This window comes from Actinoallomurus sp. NBC_01490, assembly GCF_036227085.1.
Taxonomy (GTDB): Bacteria; Actinomycetota; Actinomycetes; order Streptosporangiales; family Streptosporangiaceae; genus Actinoallomurus; species Actinoallomurus oryzae.
Genome location: NZ_CP109433.1, coordinates 5018184 through 5038184, shown reverse-complemented (window position 1 = coordinate 5038184; position 20001 = coordinate 5018184). Strand labels below are relative to the sequence as shown.

General features: G+C 69.4%; 14 protein-coding genes. 5 read left to right on the top strand and 9 right to left on the bottom strand.

The window, feature by feature from the left end; genetic code table 11:
- Positions 1–45: 45 nt before the first annotated feature.
- The 9 genes from OG417_RS23780 to OG417_RS23740 all read right to left on the bottom strand — a co-directional run bounded on the left by OG417_RS23780 (position 46) and on the right by OG417_RS23740 (position 13320).
- A complete protein-coding gene (locus OG417_RS23780; protein ID WP_329260102.1) occupies positions 46–1377 on the bottom strand; it encodes a ricin-type beta-trefoil lectin domain protein in 1332 nt (443 codons plus the stop codon).
- A 38-nt stretch (positions 1378–1415) separates the two neighbouring features.
- Entirely contained in the window at positions 1416–1613 is a 198-nt protein-coding gene (locus OG417_RS23775; protein WP_329262496.1) for an RICIN domain-containing protein, read from the bottom strand.
- A 288-nt stretch (positions 1614–1901) separates the two neighbouring features.
- The gene (locus OG417_RS23770) at positions 1902–4304 is read right to left on the bottom strand and encodes a ricin-type beta-trefoil lectin domain protein (protein WP_329260099.1); all 2403 of its coding nucleotides are present in this window, start codon (positions 4302–4304) and stop codon (positions 1902–1904) included.
- Between the two features lie 16 nt (positions 4305–4320).
- A complete protein-coding gene (locus OG417_RS23765; protein ID WP_329260096.1) occupies positions 4321–5853 on the bottom strand; it encodes an arabinofuranosidase catalytic domain-containing protein in 1533 nt (510 codons plus the stop codon).
- Positions 5854–5863: 10 nt separating this feature from the next.
- Positions 5864–7324 (bottom strand): endo-1,4-beta-xylanase, encoded by a 1461-nt coding sequence (locus OG417_RS23760; protein ID WP_329260093.1) that lies wholly within the window; start codon positions 7322–7324, stop codon positions 5864–5866.
- Between the two features lie 35 nt (positions 7325–7359).
- Positions 7360–9345: an alpha-L-fucosidase gene (locus OG417_RS23755; protein WP_329260090.1), complete on the bottom strand. Its 1986-nt coding sequence runs from the start codon at positions 9343–9345 to the stop codon at positions 7360–7362.
- A gap of 67 nt (positions 9346–9412) precedes the next feature.
- Positions 9413–10900, bottom strand: coding sequence for an arabinofuranosidase catalytic domain-containing protein (locus OG417_RS23750; RefSeq protein ID WP_329260086.1), 1488 nt, complete (start codon positions 10898–10900; stop codon positions 9413–9415).
- A gap of 40 nt (positions 10901–10940) precedes the next feature.
- Positions 10941–12770 carry an RICIN domain-containing protein gene (locus OG417_RS23745; protein ID WP_329260083.1) on the bottom strand — a complete coding sequence of 610 codons (1830 nt, stop codon included), beginning with the start codon at positions 12768–12770 and terminating at the stop codon, positions 10941–10943.
- 271 nt (positions 12771–13041) lie between these two features.
- Positions 13042–13320, bottom strand: a complete 279-nt coding sequence (locus OG417_RS23740) for a hypothetical protein (protein ID WP_329260081.1) — start codon at positions 13318–13320, stop codon at positions 13042–13044.
- Between OG417_RS23740 and OG417_RS23735 the strand changes: the two genes are divergently transcribed.
- The 5 genes from OG417_RS23735 to OG417_RS23715 all read left to right on the top strand — a co-directional run bounded on the left by OG417_RS23735 (position 13297) and on the right by OG417_RS23715 (position 19913).
- Entirely contained in the window at positions 13297–14388 is a 1092-nt protein-coding gene (locus tag OG417_RS23735) for a LacI family DNA-binding transcriptional regulator (RefSeq protein WP_329260077.1), read from the top strand. The genes OG417_RS23740 and OG417_RS23735 overlap by 24 nt on opposite strands.
- Before the next feature lie 101 nt (positions 14389–14489).
- Positions 14490–16607, top strand: coding sequence for an alpha-galactosidase (locus OG417_RS23730; protein WP_329260074.1), 2118 nt, complete (start codon positions 14490–14492; stop codon positions 16605–16607).
- A 60-nt stretch (positions 16608–16667) separates the two neighbouring features.
- Positions 16668–17984 carry an ABC transporter substrate-binding protein gene (locus tag OG417_RS23725; RefSeq protein ID WP_329260071.1) on the top strand — a complete coding sequence of 439 codons (1317 nt, stop codon included), beginning with the start codon at positions 16668–16670 and terminating at the stop codon, positions 17982–17984.
- A 127-nt stretch (positions 17985–18111) separates the two neighbouring features.
- Complete coding sequence (locus OG417_RS23720; protein ID WP_329260068.1) at positions 18112–19038, top strand: carbohydrate ABC transporter permease; 927 nt, start codon at positions 18112–18114, stop codon at positions 19036–19038.
- Positions 19035–19913, top strand: coding sequence for a carbohydrate ABC transporter permease (locus OG417_RS23715; protein ID WP_329260065.1), 879 nt, complete (start codon positions 19035–19037; stop codon positions 19911–19913). Before OG417_RS23720 ends, OG417_RS23715 begins: the two co-directional genes overlap by 4 nt.
- Positions 19914–20001: the final 88 nt, after the last annotated feature.

The window sequence follows — 20001 nt, the reverse complement described above, 5'->3', positions numbered from 1 at the left end:
GGGCGGCCGTGGCCGGACCCGCCGGGCGCGGCCCGGAGCCGCGGGTCAGCTCCGGGTCCATTGCTGGTCGCCTCCGCCGTTGCAGGTCCACAGGACGATCCGTGTGCCGTTGGCGGTTCCGGCGCCGCCGGCGGCGAGGCACAGGCCGGACTGCACGCCGACGACGGTGCCGTCGGCGTTCACGTTCCACTGCTGGTTGGACTGGCCGTTGCAGTCCCAGATGATCGCCCTGGTACCGGGCGAGGTACCGGCGCCCTCGGCGTCCAGGCACTTGCCGCCGTACACCTGCAGTTGCTTGGACGAGGTCGGCGTCCACCGCTGGTTCGCACCGCCGTTGCAGTCCCACAGCTCCACCTGCGTGCCGTTCGTCTGCGAGGAGTTCGGTACGTCGAGGCAGCGGCCGGCGGCGGCGTTGACCAGAGCCGACGTCGAGGGCGGCGGTGAGGAGCCGCCCCCGAACCGGGTGAAGAAGCTCCAGACCACTCCGGAGGTCCAGGTGTGCCAGCCGTCGCAGGTGCACCCGTCGATCGGGCCGGGGTCATGGCCCGCTCCGTCGAACGCGGCCCAGACGACCGGATAGCCGTCCCGGCACCCGGAGTAGGCGGTCACGATGTGCGTCAGGCTGCCATAGGCCGGCTCGGGCGGGTTCTGCGCGGTGCAGCCGTTGTCGCGGACGAACGTGTCGCGCAGGGCCCGTCCCGAGGAGATCGGCAGGACGTTGTCCCTGATGCCGTGCAGGCCGATGTAGGCGACGGGCTGCGTACCGCCGCTGCATCCGCTGAGGTTCGCGCCGGAGTAGACCGCGACCGCGCGGAAGACGGCCGGGCGGGCGCAGGCGAGCGCGTACGTCATCGCGCCGCCGTAGCTGAACCCGGAGGAGAAGATCTGCGTCGTGTCGACGCACAGGCCCGCCTCGAGCTGCCGGAGCATGTCGTCGACGAAGGTCACGTCCTGGCCACCGGAGTTGGCCCAGCCGTTGTTGAGGCCCTGGGGCGCGACGAAGATCGTGCCGTTGCCGTCGGCGTCCGCCAGGCGGCGCAGCCCGTAGTAGGACCAGTTGTAACCGTCGGTGCCACCGGAGTCGACGTCGTTGGCGGTGCCGCCGACCCAGTGGAACCCGAAGACCAGCCGGTAGGGGTGGTTCTCGTCGTAGCCGGCGGGCACCCGCAGGATGTAGCCGCGGTTCTGGCCGCTGCTTTGAATCGTGTGCGTACCGCTCGCCAGCGTCGGCACGTGGCCGCATCCGGCGGTCGCCACCGCGGGGCGGACGGCCGTGGACGGGGTTCCGCGGTAGCCGCTGCCCAGCGCCGTGCCGCCCATCCCCAGGACGACGAGCGCCGCGACCATGGCGGGTAAGAGGAGGAGTTTGGCTCTCATCTGGCCTTCCTTCATCCGGGGACCGGTCGTGTGCTGGGTCAGGGTCCCTTCTGGTTGCCGCCGCCGTTGCAGCGCCACAGCTCGACCAGCGCGCCGTCGGCGGTGGAGGCGCCGGTCACGTCCAGGCACCGGCCGGACTGGACGCCGGTGATGGTGCCGTCCGCGTTGACCTGCCACTGCCGGTTCGCTCGACCGGCGGTCTCGTTACCGAAGTCGAACCGATTCGCGAAATCGATTCGCTCGGAGGTTATGACTCGCGGGAAAGCCGGTCAACGTTCCCTTCTCCGCGCTTGCCCGCGGAGCCGGTTCGAATGGCGCGCAGCGGCTATTCGCCCTGGTGAGCGGGGTCGTGCCGCGGCCGGTGATCGGCCTGGGTCACGCCGTTCTTTCACCGCGGTTTTCATCGGGCCGATGAGCGCGGACGGTCAGTGGCCGGGGAGCGCCCGGCACCCCCGAAAACGACGAACGCGCCCGGCGTACGGCGACGCCGGGCGCGCGCACCCGTCAGATCTCGGTCGCGGAGATCAGCCGGGCAGGGTCCACCTCTGGTTGGTCCCGCCGTTGCAGTCCCAGATCTCCAGCTGGGTGCCGTTGTCGGTGCTGGAATTGGGGACGTCCAGGCAACGGCCGGACTGGACGCCCTTCAGGGTCCCGTCCGCCTGCGGCGTCCACTGCTGGTTGGTTCCGCCGTTGCAGTCCCACAGGCCGACGAGCGTGCCGTTGGCCGTGCCCTGGCCGGTGACGTCCACGCACTTGCCGCTCGATCCGCCGAGCCGGAGCTGGCCGTTGCCCCACCACCAGGTCTGGGCGGCGCCGCCGTTGCAGTCCCAGATCTGGATCTTGGTGCCGCTCGTGGTCGAGCCTCCGTCGTCATCGAGGCACTTGCCGCTCAGGCCGGACCTGACGGGGCCGATGTGCTGTTGCGAGGCGCTGCCCGCCGTCAGGGCGAAGTTGTCGAACTGGTCGGTCTGGTAGCCGGTGACGCCGAGGCCGGGCTGACCGTTGGTGTAGGAGGCGTCGGTGGCGCTTCCCACGGTCGTGCCGTCGACGGCGGCGGTCAGCGTGGTGTCCTGCAGCTTCAGCGACAGCCGGTGCCACCGGTTCAGCCCCAGCGCCGTCGTCGTGCCGCTCGCCAGCGTCGTGAAGTGCCACGAGGTGTCGCTCTTGACGATGGACCACGCCCCGGTGTCGCTGACCCGGAAGTGGTAGGCGTTCAGACCGCCGTTGTTGGTCGCCTGCACGTTGGCGCGGCCGAGCAGCTCGACGCTGCCGGACTGTTCCAGCATCGCGTCCGCGGCGACGGTGTAGTTGCTCCACGACCCGTCACCCATGATCGTGTACGGGGCGTTGTAGGACTCGCCGGTCCAGCGGATCGGGCTGGTCGGGGCCATCTGCCGTACGCAGGAACCGGATCGGCCACCGCCGCAGGCCACGCGCTGGAAGGCGCCGTTCATGTCCGCGAAGTACTTCGGGGACGTTGTGGTGGCCGCCGTCTCGAAGTCGTCGGAGTACGGCAGCGACATCGCGGCGGCGGCCGGCGAGGTCGCGGTGCCCTTGCCCTGCCCGGTCGTCGTCGTCACGGAATAGACGTAACCCGGCTGGAGCGTAAGGGAGTACCTCCCGCCCGACGGGGTGACGTCCGTGGCGTGCACGAGGTAGTCGGCGGAGCCCGGGGAGTTCACCTTCGTGCTCCACACGTGGACCTGGCCCGTGGACAACCCGCCGGCGACGGTGAAGTTCGCGGTCTGCGCGGCCGTGGCGTCCATCGTCTCGATGACGGTCGTGTAGTCGGAGTTGTTCGTCGACTTCAGCGTCACGTAACTGCCGTTCGCGCGGTTGCCGCCCAGGAAACCGCTCCCGGAGTCGATGTAGTGCCAGCCGGGTGCGGTGAACTGGGTGGTCTGCGCGGTGACCCACGTCGTCCGGCCGATGGAGTAATTTCCCGACCACGGCTGCGCGGCGACCGACATGCCGTCGGTGGCGTAGTGCAGGTTCGGGTACAGCGCCGCGATGACCGGCCAGTTGATGTAGGAGGTCATCCGCCCGTCGATGTAGTCGCGGTTGATCGCCCGCGCGACCGCCGGGGCGCCGCCGTCGGCGTCCTCCGACCCGTTCTCACTGGCCCAGAGGGGTTTGCCGAGGTTCTGGGCGTTGGAGGTGCTCGGGCAGGAGGTGAACGCGGTCATGTACCCGCACGGGTAGTGCGTCCCGACGATGTCGACCGCGTTCCGGAACGCCGAGTCGGAGGCCATCGCGTCGGCGACGTCCCATCCGCTGTCCGCCGCGACGACCTTGATCGACGAATAGCCGCCCGAGACGAGCGTGGACTTGAGCTTCTCGTACCAGCCCGCGTTCCAGCCGCGTTCGTTCCAGCCGCCGAGGTAGTCGATGGTCAGTCCGTGCTGCTTGGCACAGCCGAGCCATGACATCAGGTAGTCGATCATGTCCTGGGACCAGAAGTTGCCGCCGCCGATCCATCCGGGCGCGCCCCAGGCGAGGCCGTACAGCTTGATGTTCGGGTTGCGGGCCTTGGCCTGCTCGGCCAGCCACCACTCATACCCCTGGCCGCAGTCGACCGCGCCCCTGGTGTGCTCGTGGCTGGCCTCGGCGCCGTCGGTGGAGTTCGTGTCACCGCCGATCTCGATCTTCAGTGTCTGCAGCGCGGCGCCGTACGACGGCTTGAACAGGTAGTCCAGGAGCCGGCTGCGCTCCGGCTCGGGATAGTCGGCCAGCAGCCGGGAGTTCCCGCCGCCGCCGCTGATGGCGCCGACGCCGTCGAAGACCCGGCCGGACCCGGATCCGTCAACGGTGATCGACGTCGAGACCGCGGCGTGCGCGCGAGGGGCCAGGGTCACTCCGGCCAGCAGGCCCATGACCAGGATGAGGACGGCGGACAGGGGGGTGCGATGTCGTGAGGCACGGGTCATGCCGGCTCCTTGGCGGTCAGCGGGGAGAGAAGTCCTGGTTGGTGCCGGGGGCGTTCTTGCACGGCCACTGGTCCAGTTGCTGGCCCGGGTTGCTCCCCGCGCCGTAGACGTCCAGGCACAGGCCGCTGTTGGCGTTCTGGAACTCCCAGGACCCGTCGGACTGCTGCAACGGCTTCCACATGCTGCCCGGGGACCCGTTCCGGGCCTGCTGCACGATGTCGGGCGTCCCGGAGGCCGTCGAGTTGTTCGCCACCGCGACGACCTGGCCGGAGTTGCGCGCCTGCAGTTCGCCGTAGCCGTTCGAACCGGGCACGAACGTGAACTGCTGGTTGGCCTGGCCGTTGCAGGTCCACTGGTCGATCGCCGCGCCCGCCGTGGACGAGTTGCCGTACACGTCCAGGCACAACCCGTTGCTACCGATCACCAACTGGTGCTGATCGGTGGGGAAGGCGCCGCCGTTCCCGCCGGAGCCGTAGCCGGCGGCGGTGATGTTGGCCTGGACCGCGCTGTCGGTGGCGTCGGACGGGTAGCCCGCGACCATGGCGCCCTCGTAGAACGTGCCGGCGCTGAGGTTCGCGCCGCCGCCCGGCTTGCAGCAGTCGCCGCCGCTGCCCAGGACGATCGCTCCTTGTTTCTTCATCGGGCTGTAGCCGCTGGGCAGGGGGCCGTTGTACAAGGTGGTCAGGGAACCGGCCTGCGCGCTACTGCCCTTGAGGGCGAATCCCGTCGAGCCGTTGTTCTTCAGCATCGCCGTGACGTAGGGGTTGGTGAAGGCGCGCTGAGCCGGGTTCCAGGACTGGCTGCCGCCCGGGTACAGGCCCCATTCCAGGTCGGCCTGGACCCACGGCCCGTTTCCGGAGCAACCGCCGAACCAGCACGAGGTGCTGAAGTTGATCGCGTCCATCGCGCCGGCGGCGTCGGCCTTCCGGGTCGTCTCGCTGTTGCCGTAGTCGAAGCAGCAGCCGCTGTTGACGTGCGTGCCGCTGGTCACCATGTACTCGCCCTCCGGCGCGCTGCCGGTCGGGACGCCCGTCAGGTGGCCGTCCCGCCAGTAGCTGTTGCCGGGGTTGATGTAGAGCGAGTACGCCTTGTGGCCGCCGACCGTCAGCGACTCGGACGTCGCCTTCGCCGGGCTGCTCTGGCTCGATCCCGGCACCTGGGCCGAACCCTGGTACCACAGGTCGTTCCCGTGTCCGGACTGGTCGTACACGACGGTGATGACGCAGGTGGTGCCCGCGCAGAACGAGTCCTGCACGGCCGCGTCGGCGACGCCGCCCGCGCTCAGCACGCCGATGTCGCGGGTCGTGCCGTCCGAGGCTCGCCGGACCTGGTAGAGGTTGCCGTTGTACGCGCCGTACAACGCGCGGACGGTGCTGTGCGCGGCGACGCAGGGCGTACCGCCCGAGGCGTAGATGTCGCATGGGCCGGTGCCCGCCGCCGACGCCGGCGTCACCCAGGTCAGCATGGCCACGAGCATCGCCAGCACGGCCGCCGCGACGCTCGGGCCACGAGCCGCCCGGCCCGCGAGGGGAACGGGTGAATAGCGCATCTCCCGCTCCTTATCCGAGGGTCCACTGCTGGTTGGAACCGCCGTTGCAGGTCCACAGCTCCACCAGGGAACCGTTCGCGGTCGCGGCATTGGTCACATCCAGGCACAACCCGGACTGCACACCGGTGACCGTCCCGTCGGAGTTCAACCTCCACTGCTGATTGGCCGCCCCATTACACGTCCAGGTCTCCACCTTCGTCCCCGGAGACGTCTGGTTGTCATAGGCGTCCAGACACAACGTCGCACCACCACTGGTCTCCGTGAGCTGACCCGACGAGGTGTACGTCCAGACCTGGTTCGCCCCACCCCAGCAGTCATAGATCTGCACCTGCGTACCCGGAGTCGCACTCGAATTCGGCACGTCCAGACACCGGCCCGACCCCACCGCGTGCAGCTCACCGGTGGTGCCACCGCCGGAGGAGGAGCCGCCGAGGGCGGTGACGGTGGCGTTGTAGGCGGGCTTGGGCTGGTAGTTGCTGTCGTACATGGTCGCGGCGCCGTACCCGGGGAAGGTGCCGTTGATCCAGGAGTGCCCGTCGTCGACGCCCCACTGGGAGACGCCCACGCAGCGGGAGACCGCCAGGCACGCCTTGACCACGGTGCCGTAGTCCGTGGCCTGCTGCTGCAGTGCCGAGCCGGAGGCCGGCAGCTGGATGCGGTCGTCCAGCTCCGTGATCGCCACGTCCAGTCCGAGAGCCGCGAACCGCTGCATGTTCGCCTGCAGGGAGGAGGGCACCTGGCCGACGATGAAGTGGCTCTCCAGCCCGATGCCGTTCAGCGGCACGCCCTGGGACAGCAGCGACTGCGCCAGTGAGTACATGCCGTTGCTCTTGGCGTTCTGGCCCTCGATGTTGTAGTCGTTCAGGTACAGCTTCGCGTCCGGGTCGGCGGCGTGCGCCGTACGCAGGGCGTCGGCGATGTAGTTCGTGCCCATCGCGTTGTAGAACACGTCGTGGCGCAGCGTGCCGTCCTCGTTGAACGGCTCGTTGACCACGTCCCAGGCGTAGACCTTGCCGCGGTAGTGCGTGGCCTCGGTGGTGATGTGGGACTCCATCACGCCCTGCACCTGGTTCAGCGGCAGGCCGCTCACCCAACCGGGAAGCTGGGCGTGCCAGACCAGGTTGTGCCCGCGCACCCGCATGGAGTGCGACTGAGCGAAGGAGACGATCTGTTCGCCGGGCCCGAAGTTGTAGCTGCCGTTCGACGGCTCGGTGGTGTCCCACTTCATCTCGTTGCCCGGGGTCACCATGTCGAACTGGGTCCCGGCGATGCTCGTCTCGGAGCCGTTGCTCAGGTCGCCCCGCGTCAGGGCGGTGCCGAAGTAACGTCCCTTCGCCTCGGCCAGCCCGCGCAGCGTCGTCGCCGCCCCGGCCGGCATCGTCGTGCAGACCGTCATGACCACCGCGAGCACCGCGGCGGCGACCAGACCGACGCGTCTGCCCGGTCTGGTCGAGATCTTCCTCGTCGTCATGTCTCAATCTCCATTGCCGACGCCGTGCCGGCCGGTCAGGCCCCGGTGATGGTCCACTGGTTGTTGGTGCTGGAGTTCGGCGCCCAAAGGACGGTGGTCGCGCCGACCGTGGTGCTGCCCGCGCCGTCCAGGGCCGTGCCGGTGCCGCGGTTGATGATCTGGTAGCGCCCGTTGCCGAGGCTGTTCAGCCGCCACTGCTGGTTGTTGCCGCCGTTCCAGGCCGCCTGGAGGCAGCTCGCGCCGTTGGCGGCGTTGCCCCAGCTGTCGGCGACCATGCCGTTGGTCCGGTTGACGATGCGGTAGTAGCCCGTGCCCAGGTCGACCAGCTGCCACTGCAGGTTGGTGCTGCCGTCGTAGTTCCACTGCTTGAGCACGGACCCGGAGGCGACGTTGCCGCCGCTGTCCAGGACCAGACCGCTCGTGACGTTGGCGATCCTCACCCAGCCGGTGAGGGTGCCGCCTCCGCTCCCCAGGACGGGGATGGGACCGGAGAAGGTCAGCTTGACCACGTACGCCAGGGCGCTGTACGGCGCGGACGAGGGCATCGAGATGTGCAGGCCCGATCCGTCCTGGCTCCGGGTCGGCAGGTCGATGTACGACCCGGCCGTGGCACCCAGGAGCCGCACCGAGCTCAGGGTGCCCAGGTTGATCCGGCCGGAGGCGAGGGTGGTGATGTTCAGCGTGGTGCCCGGCCAGCCCAGCACGGTCGCGTACAACACCGTGTCGTCCTTGCTGCGGGTGAACCGGATGTCCTGGCTCGTGCCCTCACGCGGCGTGGTGAACGATCCGCCGCCCATCTGCGTCGGGCCCTCGCCGTAGGCGGCCCAGGCCCGGGTGGCGTAGACGGACTCGCCGAACCGCCCCAGGTAGTCCCCGATGCCGCGCAGGATCGTCTGCTGTCCGGACGGGATCGTGCCGTCGGCCATCGGCGCGATGTTGAGCACCATGGTGCCGTTCTTGCTGACCCGGTCCAGCAGCGCGTGCAGCATCGCCTTGGTGGAGTAGTAGCCGATGCCGACGGTGTAACACCAGCTGGAGCTGGAGACGCTGTCGTCGGTCTGCCAGTACGGGGACTGGAGCCCGGCCGGTCCGCCGCGTTCGAAGTCATAGACCTCGCCCTTGTTGTCGAAGCCGTCCTTGTAGGTGGCGACGACGTCCTTGTTCCAGGCGACGGCCTTGTTGTAGTAGTACGCCAGGAAGTTCAGCCGCTGGGACTCCTGCACCAGGTTCAGGTCGAAGTCCTGGTAGATGATGTCGGGCTGGTAGCCGTCGATGACCTCCTTGAGCTTGTCGTACCAGAGCTGGTTCTCCGCGGTGCCGCCCAGCTGGCCGTACAGCTTCTTGAGCGTGGTCGTCGACTGGGCCGGGACGTGGTCGTAGTAGCCGTTGAAGTGGTACGCGTGGTGCAGCGACACGTACAGCCTCAGGCCCTTGGACCGGATCGCGTCCGCGTGCAGGCGCAGCAGGTCCAGCCGGGGACCCTTGGCGACGGAGTTCCACTCGTTCGCCGTGCTGTTCCACATCGAGAAGCCGTCGTGGTGCTCGGCCACCGGTCCGGCGAACTTCGCGCCGGCGTCGGCGAACAACTGCGCCCACGCGTTCGGGTCCCAGTTGCCGCCCGCCGAGGTCAGCTTCGGCGCGAACTGCACGTAGCGGCCGGCCTTGTCATTGGCTCCGTTGATGAAGTTGTGGTACGGCCACACCGACGGATCGCCGTAGGTCGCGATGTGGTGGCTGTTCTCGGCCGAGCCGGAGATGTACATGTTCCGCGGGTACCACTCGTTGCCGAACGCCGGAACGCTGAAGACGCCCCAGTGGTAGTAGATGCCGAACTTGGCGTCCTGGTACCACTCGGGAGCCGGTGGATGCTGGTCGACCGACGCCCAGCTCGCGGTGTAGCTGCTCGGGCCGGCGGTGGCGTCCGCGTCGCGGACCCACAGCAGGCTCGCGGCGGCGGTCACCCCGGCCGAGGCGAGCAGCCGGCGGCGGCTCAGCTGGAACGGTGACGATGAGGAGGACATGACGGGGACCTCTCAGGGCAGGGGGCAACACGGACCGGTCGGAGCGGGGGCGTGGGTCAGGAAAGGGTCATCCGAGCGTCCATTGCTGGTTGGAACCGCCGTTGCAGGTCCACAGCTCCACCAGGGAACCGTTCGCGGTCGCGGCATTGGTCACATCCAGGCACAACCCGGACTGCACACCGGTGACCGTCCCGTCGGAGTTCAACCTCCACTGCTGATTGGCCGCCCCATTACACGTCCAGGTCTCCACCTTCGTCCCCGGAGACGTCTGGTTGTCATAGGCGTCCAGACACAACGTCGCACCACCACTGGTCTCCGTGAGCTGCCCCGACGAGGTGTACGTCCAGACCTGGTTCGCCCCACCCCAGCAGTCATAGATCTGCACCTGCGTACCCGGAGTCGCACTCGAATTCGGCACGTCCAGACACCGGCCCGACCCCACCGCGTGCAGCTCACCGCTGCGGGTGCCGGTGCCGCCGGATCCGTAACCGGCGGCCGTGATACTGCCTTGCACCGCGTTCTCGGTCGAGTCGGACGGGAAGCCCTTCGTCACGGCCCCCTCGAAGAACTCGCCGACGCCGCTGTTGCTGTTGTCGCCGCCGGTGCCCAGCAGGATCGAACTGTCGACGCGCATCGGGGAGTAGCCGTTCGGCAGGGCACCCGAATACGGTGTCGTCAGCCCGCCGCCGGCGGCATTTCCATATTTCAGCGTGAAATTACTCGTGCCATTGTTCTTCTCCCACGCGCTGACGAACGGGAAGTGCACTCCCGGGTTGTTCGGGTCCTTGTTGGAGCCGGTCCCGGTGTGGTACATGCCGTTCTCCAGATCGGCCTCCACCCACGGCCCGGTGCCCGTGCATCCGCCGAACCAGCACGCGGTACCCCACTCGATCGCGTTCATCGTCGCGTTGCCGGTGTCGGTGTGGGAGTTCTCGCCACTGCCGTAGTCGAAACAGCACCACTGGTTGACGTAGTTCGACGAGGTCACCATGTAGATGCCCTCGGGCTGCGAGCCGGTCGGCACACCGGCCGCGTGGTCGATCCGGTAGCCAACGCCCGGGGTGACCTTGATCCCGTACGCCGGGTGCCCGCCGACCGTCACCGGCAGCGCCATCGCGTCGGCACCGACGTCCGCGCCGTTCGGGCCGGGGCCCTTCCAGTAGCCGCCCCACGAGATGGGCAGGTCGTTGTGGTTGCTGGTCTGGTCGTAGATCTTCGTGACCGTGCAGGAGGTGCCCGAGCAGAACGACACCTGGGGGGCCGCGTCCACGTAGCCGCCGGCCGACAGCAGGCCGATGTCGCGGGACTGCCCGTCAGAGGAACGTTTGATCTGGTAGAGCGGCCCGTTGTAGGACGTGAAGAGCGCTCGCGTCATGCTGTGCGCCGCCGCGCACGGCGTGCCACCCGCCGCGTAGATGTCACAGGGCAGCGACGACGCCGCCGACGCGGCGGGCGTGCCTGCGGGTGTACCGAGGGCGAATATCGCCAGCGCCAGGGCCATCAGGCCCAGCACGATCGGTCGGGCTCGCCATCGAGTGGCGACGACCACGGACATGGAACTACCTCCGTTCGAGGAAACTCAGGTCGGGAAGGGGTCAGCGAGGGGTGAAGTCCTGGTTGGTGCCCGGCGCGTTCTTGCACGGCCACTGGTCCAGTTGCTGGCCCTGGTTGCCGCCGTTCCCGTAGACGTCCAGGCAGAGGCCGCTGTTGCTGTTCTGGAACGCGTAGGAGCCGTCGGACTGCTGGATCGGCTTCCACATGCTGCTCGCCGACCCGTTCCGGGCCTGTTGCACGATGTCCGGCGTGCCGGCCGTCGTGGACCCGTTCGCCACGGCGATCACCTGACCGGAGTTCTGTGCCTGGAGTTCTCCATAGCCGTTCGCCCCCGCCAGGTACTGGAACTGCTGGTTCGACTGGCCGTTACAGGTCCACTGGTCGATCGCGGCACCGGCCGCGGTGGAGTCGCCGTACACGTCCAGGCACAGCCCGTCGTTGCCGATGACGAGCTGGTGGTAGCCGCTCGGGAAGCCGCCCCCGGTCGACTGCGCGGGGGTCAGGTAGATGCCGAACGCGTCATGCGAGGCCTGGAAGGTGACGGGCACCGTGATGGAACCACCGGAGGTGCTGACGTTCTGGTTGTAGACGACCTGCCGGGAGCTCAGTGACGACTGGTCCGGGATCCGGTACACGGTGACGTTGACGCTGCCGTTGTTCGCCAGCCAGGGCACCGACGACAGGCCGTTGAACGTCACGGACGCACTGCCGGTGTACCCGTTCGAGTCCCCGATGACGGCGACGGCTCGCTTGTTCGTGCTGTCCTCGGCCGCGGAGATCGCCGTGCTCCCGGTCTGCCCGGACGTGGAGACCAGGGTGCCGGTGAGGTCGGCGTAGGTGCGGAACGCCCACCAGTTGCCCGTGGTCGTGTAGCTGCTGCCGTTCACGCCGAGGATTCCGGTGAGGTTGGGGATCAGGCAGCAGACCCAGTTGCCGCGCATCGCGTTGGTGTAGCCGGACTGCGCGAAGCGGGCGAGGTACCAGGCCGTCACGCCGGCGGTCTGCCGGTCCGCGGGCTGGTACTCGTTCGCGGACAGCGGGCGGCGCGAGATGCCGGCGGAGTCCAGGGCGTTGTTGATGGCCTGGGACACGGTCACCGGGTCATCGACGTCGCCCTCGTCGTGGTTGGTGATCTCGTCGGGCACCGTGCCCGCGGCCTTGACGTGCGCCAGCCACGTCTGCCACTCCCCCGGGTTCCCGAGCGGCGTGAAGGCGAGCGACGGCCCCACGATCTCGGCGTTCGGCGCGATGCGCCGGATCTCCCGGTAGCCGGTGTCCCACATCTGGAAGTACTGCGTGCTGTTCATCCCGCGCTTCCAGAAAACGGAGATGTCCGGCTCGTTGTAGATGTCGTAGGCGAAGGTGAGTCCGGACGCCTGGAGCGCGCCCACCGTCGCGTCGATGAAGCTGACCCAGTTGGAGCAGTCTCCGTTGTCACAGGGGTAGGTCGTGTTCGACGGCTGCCCCCCGTCCACGCCGTAGAGATCGCTCACGATCACCTGGTACTCGGCGTTGTACGGCGCCTTGGTGAGGCGTTTGGCCTGCGAGATCACCGCGTTGACATCCGTCTGGGTGCCGGAGCCGTACTGGTAGCCGTCTCCGATCCACCCTCGGGACGCGTGCCCGCCACCGCGGTACGCGTTGGGATGGAGCGATGACAGGTACTGGTCGGGTGGCTGCGATCCGTCCTGGTTGATGCCGTAGAGGAAACCTTCGCCGACTCCGGTCGCCGCGCCTCGCGTCGCGGCGAGGTTCACGCTCATCGACTCGGCGGCCGAGGCGCTCGGGGCGTTCGCGGTCACGGGGATCGCCAGCGCCAGGACCATTGCGCCCAGCGCCGCCAGGCGGCCGAGCCGTGCTCTCGTACTCATCGATCGTCCTCCGGTCCGGGGTCGTCCGGATGCGATGGGAATGGGAGGTAGAACCGCGGGCATGCCGTTCGCGGGCACCGCAGCCGCGTCCTCGACCGATTCGTCGGTCGCGGCTGGAGAGCGTCCGGGCGTGGCGGTACGTGCGCGGTGGCGGGCAGGGCGGACTCGTCACCTCGGGGGTGGTGGCGGGCTCCGATGGGGTTGTCGAATCGACCGGCCGAATCGGTTCGAGCGGATGTTACGACCGCATTGAGGGGCGGTCAATGGTGGGTTACAGGCCGTCGGCGACAACGCCACGGCGGGCCGCGTCCGTACTGCTCAGCCGCGCGGCCCGCCACCACCGGCCGTGAAAGCGGGCGACACGGGAGTTTTCATCCAGGTCGCGGGTCCGGGGATGGGCGAACTCCAAGACCGGGATGAACCGGTCGCCGAGCATTCTCACCTGGCGGTACACCGCCCGGATACGAAACGGTTCGACTGAACCTGCGTTTTGACCGGCCGCCGTGGGAACGACGACGATGACGGCATGGGTCAGCCCTCTCCCGGCCACGCTTCCGCTCCTCCGGAGCGAGGCGGTGGCCGCCGGCGCCGGGGCGCCACACCGAGCATCCGGGATGTCGCGGCGGCGGCCGGCGTGTCGTACCAGACCGTGTCACGGGTCCTCAACCACTCGCCGAGTGTGCGTGCGGCGACGCGGCTTCAGGTGATGGCCGCCATCGAACGCCTCGGATACCGGCCCAACCGGGCCGCTCGGGCGCTCGGGCTGGGCAGGGCCCGTTCCGTCACCGTCATCACCTCCAACACGGTGCTCTACGGCTACGCCGCGATGCTCCAGGGTGTCGAGGAGGCCGCCCGCGAGGAGGGGCTCGCCGTCGGCGTCCAGGTCATCGAGTCGGCCGCGGCCGCCGACATCCGGCAGGCGGTCGACCACGTGAACGACCCGAGCGCGGGCGGAGTCATCGTTATCGCCTTCGACGCCGAGGGCACCGAGGTGCTGCGGCGGCTCCCCCGCGCGCTTCCCGCGGTCGCGGCGATCGAACCCGGCGTGCTCCTCCAGGACGGACCGCCGACGATCTGCCTGGACGAACAGCAGGCGGCGGCGGAGGCCACCCGGCATCTGCTGGCGCTCGGGCACCGTACTGTGCACCACGTGGCGATCCCCTCCGAGGCCGGGACGCGCGGGCGAGAGGCCGGCTGGCGGCACGCCCTCGCCGAGGCGCGCGCGGAGGTTCCGGAGGTCGTGGTCGCCGGATGGGACGCCCCGTCCGCCTACGCCGCCGGCCGGTCACTGGCCGCCGACTCCGCCGTGACGGCGATCCTGTGCGGCAACGACGACACCGCCATGGCCGTGCGGCGTGCCCTGTACGACGCGGGCCGGGACGTTCCCGGCGACGTCAGCCTCGTCGGGATCGACGACGTTCCCGGCTCGGCGTACTGGACCCCCGCGCTGACCACCATCCGCATGGACTTCGCGGGGCTGGGCCGGGCCTGCGTCGCCGTCGTGGCGGCCGAGCTCGACGGGCGGCCCCGTCCGGAGGTCCCGCTGACCGCCCCCAGCCTGGTGATCCGGGAGTCGACCGCTCCGCCTCCCGTGGAACGGCCCGGCAGGTCCTCGTAACAGATTGGCGTTTGGGTCTTCTCCTCCGGGATGTGAGCGCTCACACTGCACAATGTGACCGGTCACATCAGTGCTCCGGACGGCCAGCGAGGGAGCGGCAGTTGAGCCTGTTCGACGACAGCACGACCATCATGTGGGGACACTCGGCGCTGCGCCTCACCGTCGACGTCACCGCGGGGCGGCCGGTGAGCATCCGCGAGCTGACGGACGGCCCCGCCGCCGACGTGCCGGTACGGCCCGCGCAGCCGCTCGTGGAGATCCTCACCCCCGGCACGGGGCGGGCCGCGGTCTCGCAGCGGTTCGCCGAGACCACGATCGGCCGCCGCCTGGTGTTCGCCGGTGAGGAGTCGTCGCGGGACGGTCTCTGGCATCGGCTGCGGATCACGTTGCGCGACGAACCCACGGGCCTGCGGGTCGAGGTTATCCTCCGCTCGCCCGAAGGGGTGAGCGCGGTACGGAGCCAGGTCCGCGTGACCAACGACGGCACCGGCGGGGTGCTCCTGCTGGGCGTGTCCTCGTTCGCCGCCGGCTTCTTCGGCCGGCCGGTCGAGCGGCTGGACGTGGTCCATGGCTCCGGCGAGTGGCTGGGCGAGGGCCGGTGGCGCCGGCGCCCGTTCCGCGAGATCGCGCCCGACCTCGGTCTGCCGCTGCACGGGCAGCACGGCCGCGGCCGGTTCGCGGCCGTCAGCACGGGCGCGTGGTCCACCAGCGGAAACCTGCCCACCGGGGGTCTGATCGACCGGGAGAGCGGCGACGCCTGGCTGTGGCAGGTCGAGCACAACGGCGCGTGGCGATGGGAGACCGGCGAACGCCTCGACGGGGTCTACGTCACGCTGCTCGGGCCGACCGATCTGGACCACCAGTGGCGGCAGGAGCTGCGGCCCGGGGCTTCGTTCACCACCGTTCCGGTGTCGGTCGCCGTGTCCGGCGACGACCTGCACGGCGCGGCCGCCGCGCTGACCGCCCACCGGCGCGCGATCGTACGCCCGCACGCCGACCGCGCCGCCCTGCCGGTCGTGTTCAACGACTACATGAACACCCTGATGGGGGATCCCACGACCGCGAAGCTGCTTCCGCTGATCGACGCGGCGGCCGACGCCGGCGCCGAGGTGTTCTGCGTCGACGCCGGCTGGTACGGCGATGACGCCTGGTGGGACACCGTCGGCGCGTGGGAACCGTCCCAGACCCGCTTCCCCCGCGGCATCGAGGAGGTGCTCGGCCACATCCGCCGGCGCGGCATGCTGCCCGGCCTGTGGCTGGAGCCGGAGGTGGTCGGCGTTCGCAGCCCGGTCGCCGGCAAGCTGCCCGACGAGGCGTTCCTGCAGCGCGGCGGCGTCCGGGTCGTCGAGCACGGCCGCTACCACCTGGATCTACGGCACCCGCTCGCCGTCGCCCACCTGGACGAGACGATCGACCGGCTGGTCGAGGAGCTCGGCGTCGGCTACTTCAAGCTCGACTACAACATCGACCCCGGCGTCGGCACCGACCGGGACGCCGACAGCGCCGGAGCGGGCCTGCTCGCCCACAACCGTGCCCACCTGGCCTGGCTGGACCAGGTGCTGGACCGGCATCCCGGGCTCATTCTGGAGAACTGCGCGTCCGGGGCGATGCGCATGGACTACGCCGTGCTGGCCCGGATGCAGCTGCAGTCCACCAGCGACCAGCAGGACTTCCGGCGCTACCCGCCCATCGCCGCGGCGGCACCGCTGTCGCTGCTTCCCGAGCAGTCCGGCATCTGGGCGTACCCGCAGCCGGACATGAGCGACGAGGAGATCGCCTTCACGTTGTGCACCGCCCTCCTCGGCCGGCCGTACCTGTCCGGCCACCTCGACCGGATGGCGGGCCGGCAGCTCGCCGCCGTACGGGACGCGGTCAACGTCCACCGCGACATGCGGGCCGGCCTCGTCTCGGCCACGCCGCTGTGGCCACTGGGCCTGCCGGGCTGGTCGGACCCCTGGCTCAGCCTGGCCCTGCGGGTGGGTGACACGACGTACGTCACGGTCTGGCACCGCGGCGGGACCACCGGCGATGCCGTCCTGTCACTGCCCCATCTGACCGGTGCCGAAGTGGAGATCGACACGCTCTACCCGCGGCACCTCCCGCCCTTCGGCCACCGCTTCGACCCGGACGCCGGGCGGCTGACCGTCCTGCGCCCGGACCCGGAGACGGTCGCCGCCCGCCTCTTCCGCGTCCGCTCCATCCGCAAGGACAGCCTCTGAACCGTTGACCGGCCGCTCTGCCGCCCCGGGCCGAGCGGTCCCTCCCGAAAAGGAGCACCGATGAAGCGAAGGACCCTCCTCGGCGCGGCCGCGACGCTCGCCGTCAGCCTGACCGTCACCGGCTGCAGCGATCCCGGCTCCGGCGCGTCGGCCGACGGCACCCGGACGACCTGGGCGGACCCTGCGGCCAAGCTCGACGGCGTCGACCTGACCATCTGGGCCGCCCAGAACAGCAACACCGTGCCCAAGCAGGTGATCGACGCCTTTCACCGGGCGACGGGCGCGACCGTCAAGGTGGTGACCATCCCCGACCCGTACGAGCAGGGCGTGCAGACCAAGGTCGCCACCGGCGACAAACCGGATCTGGCCTTCTGGCAGCCGACCGCGTCCATGCTGACGGCGATCAACGCCAGGGCCAACCTCCAGCAGCTCACCGGGGCCCCCTGGCTGCCGAAGCTCGATCCCCGGCTGAAGGACATGACCGGGCTCCTCGGGAGCACCCGCTACGCCGCGCTGATCACCAGCCCGGCGGTCGAGGGCGTCTACTACAACAAGCAGGTCTTCGCCGCGAACGGCATCACCCGGCCGCCGAAGAACTTCGGCGACATGGTGGCGCTGGCCCGCCGGCTCAAGGGAAAGGGCGTCACGCCGTTCTTCGAGATGGGCGGCGACCGGTGGGCCACCCAGTGGTGGGTGCAGGTCCAGCTGGCCGACGCCGCGAAGAACGGCCTCTGGGACAAGATCAACAAGCACCAGGAGACGTTCTCCAGTCCGGTGGTGCTGAACGCCATCAAGACGTACAAGTCGCTGATCGACGAAGGCCTGTTCAACTCCGACATCAAGACCGCGACGTTCGAGGACCAGGGCAGGGCGCTGCTCGACGGCAAGGCCGCCATGGCCCTCCAGGTGAACTCCTTCTTCGGCGAGCTGCAGGCCAGTGCCGACACCGCGACCCTCGACAAGAAGATCGGGTTCTTCCCGATCTCGCCGTCCGGCAACATCGGCACCTACATCCCCGACCAGTCCAACGCCCTGGTCGCCTTCCGGACCGGGGACGCCAGGCGCGAGGCCGCCGCCCGGCAGTTGCTCGCGTTCTGGATGGGCCCCGACTATGGGGCCTTCATCGCCGACCGCGACACCGTGTCGCTGGAGCCCTCGGTGCCCAGCCCGCCCGGCGTTCCGCAGGCACTGCGGGCCGTGCACGCCTCCCTGGCGACCTCGGTCGGCTCGATGCAGGTGCTCGCCGTGGCCAACCCCGACCTCTATCTCAACCTCTCCGACATGATCGCCGGGAAGATGGCGCCGCCGAAGGTGGCCTCGACCACCCAGCACCAGTTCGCGCAGCTCGCCAAGGCCGCCGGGGCCTCCGGATTCTGATCATCGTCCCTCCGAGCGCGGCACCGGAGCCCCACTCCGGCGCCCCTCCCGCGAAGGAGCCCGACACGTGCACGTGGTGAAGACGGCCGTGAACACAGTGGAAGCGAGCGCGGAGCGAGGACGGGCCATGCGGCCGGCGCGGCCGGCGCGGCCGGCGGGGACACGCGCCGGAAGGCTCCGGCGCGGCAACGACCGCCGCACACACCCGATGTGGTTCATGGCGCCCGCGTACATCCTGCTGTTGATCTTCTTTTTCGTACCGACTCTGTTCAACTTCATCTACGCCTTCACCGACTGGTCCGGCTTCAAGAGCGCGATCCACCCGGTCGGTCTGGACAACTTCCGGAGCCTGATCTCCGACGGCACCCTGCTCCGCTCACTCCGCATCACCGTCGTCTACGCGGTCCTGGTGGCCGCCTTCCAGAACGTCTTCGGCTTCCTCCTGGCCGTCCTGCTCGAACGCGACACGGTCGTGAACCGGATCGCGCGGGTGTTCTTCCTCATCCCGGTGATGATGTCCGCGCTCGCGGTCGGCTACATCTTCCAGGCACTCCTCAAGCCGGAGGGCAGCCTGAACGGGCTGCTGAGCGCCGTGCTCCGGCACCACGTCGGCTACGCCTGGCTCGGCGACACGACCTGGACGATCGTCACGGTCGCGGTGATCCACGCCTGGAAGTGGATGGGCCTGTCGATGCTCATCTACCTCGCCGGGCTCAAGACGGTGCCCGAGGACATCACCGAGGCGGCACGCATCGACGGCGCCTCCCGCTGGCGCATGTTCTGGTCGGTACGGTTCCCGTTCCTCGCCCCCGCGATCACCTTCAACGTCGCGACCGCCCTGCTGGGCTCGATGAACGGGTTCGACATCGTGCAGGCCACCACGGCCGGCGGCCCGGCCCGTACGACCGAGATCCTCAACGTCTTCATCTACCGGACGTTCGGCCAGGGCCTGTTCGCGCAGGCCACCACCATGAGCCTCGTGCTCTTCCTCGTCGTGCTCCTCCTGGCCTTCCCGGTCATCACCGTCCTGCGCAAGCGTGAGGAGATCCTGTGAACGCTGCCTCGTCCTCGTCCCGCCGGCACCCGGCCCGCTCGACCGGACTCAGCGACGCGCCGATCTGGCGCCGGCTGCAGCCCTTCTGCGCGGGGACGCTCGTCGTGATCCTGATCGGCATCCCGCTGTGGCTGGTGGTCGCGACCGCCGGGAAGTCGCGGGGTGAGGCCCTGACGCCCGACCTGTCGCCACCGAGTCACTGGCGGCTGCTCGCCAACCTCGAGGAGGTCTGGCGCCAGGGCCGGGTACCGGCCGCGTTCTTCGGCAGCCTGCTGATCGTCGTCCCGGCGGTGATCGGGGTCCTCGTCGTGGGGTCCATGGCCGCCTGGATCCTCGCGCGCCGCAGGTCCCGGCTCACCGCGACGCTGTACGCCCTGGCCATCAGCGGCATCGTGCTGCCCCCGGCCATCGTCACGCTGGTCCTGCTGCTGCGGCAACTCGGCCTCGCCGGAAGCGCGATCGGGATGATCTGCGTGTACATGGGCATCTACCTGTCCACCGTGATCTTCTTCGTTACCGGGTTCGTCCGTACGATCCCGCCGTCGCTGGAGGAGGCCGCGCAGATCGACGGCGCAGGGCCGGTACGCGTGTTCGTCCGGGTGGTGCTCCCCCTGCTGCGGCCGGTGCTGGCGACCGCGACGATCCTGATCTGCCTGTACGTCTGGAACGACGTCTTCTACGCGTTCTTCATCGTGGGCGGGCGGCTCGACACGCTGCCACTCAACCTGTTCCAGGTCGCCAGTGCGGGCCTCTACCTCAACAACTGGCATCTCATCTTCGCCTACGTGATCCTGATGAGCCTGCCGCTGGTCGCCGTGTTCACCGTCGCCCAGCGAAGGATCATCTCGGGGATCACCAATGGCGCCGTCAGGTGACCGGGCGCCCGTGCCGTGCTCCGGCGCCGCCCTTCGCTAGGAATCGATTCGACGCCGACGCCATGAAAACACCGGATGTGCCACGGCA

What these genes read in the sequence shown, in the direction of transcription:
- OG417_RS23780 (WP_329260102.1), bottom strand. Translation starts at nt 1,377, where the DNA reads ATGAGAGCCAAACTCCTCCTCTTACCCGCCATGGTCGCGGCGCTCGTC.
- OG417_RS23720 (WP_329260068.1), top strand. Translation starts at nt 18,112, where the DNA reads ATGCGGCCGGCGCGGCCGGCGCGGCCGGCGGGGACACGCGCCGGAAGG.
- OG417_RS23725 (WP_329260071.1), top strand. Translation starts at nt 16,668, where the DNA reads ATGAAGCGAAGGACCCTCCTCGGCGCGGCCGCGACGCTCGCCGTCAGC.
- OG417_RS23760 (WP_329260093.1), bottom strand. Translation starts at nt 7,324, where the DNA reads ATGACGACGAGGAAGATCTCGACCAGACCGGGCAGACGCGTCGGTCTG.
- OG417_RS23735 (WP_329260077.1), top strand. Translation starts at nt 13,297, where the DNA reads ATGGGTCAGCCCTCTCCCGGCCACGCTTCCGCTCCTCCGGAGCGAGGC.
- OG417_RS23770 (WP_329260099.1), bottom strand. Translation starts at nt 4,304, where the DNA reads ATGACCCGTGCCTCACGACATCGCACCCCCCTGTCCGCCGTCCTCATC.
- OG417_RS23745 (WP_329260083.1), bottom strand. Translation starts at nt 12,770, where the DNA reads ATGAGTACGAGAGCACGGCTCGGCCGCCTGGCGGCGCTGGGCGCAATG.
- OG417_RS23755 (WP_329260090.1), bottom strand. Translation starts at nt 9,345, where the DNA reads ATGTCCTCCTCATCGTCACCGTTCCAGCTGAGCCGCCGCCGGCTGCTC.
- OG417_RS23765 (WP_329260096.1), bottom strand. Translation starts at nt 5,853, where the DNA reads ATGCGCTATTCACCCGTTCCCCTCGCGGGCCGGGCGGCTCGTGGCCCG.
- OG417_RS23750 (WP_329260086.1), bottom strand. Translation starts at nt 10,900, where the DNA reads ATGTCCGTGGTCGTCGCCACTCGATGGCGAGCCCGACCGATCGTGCTG.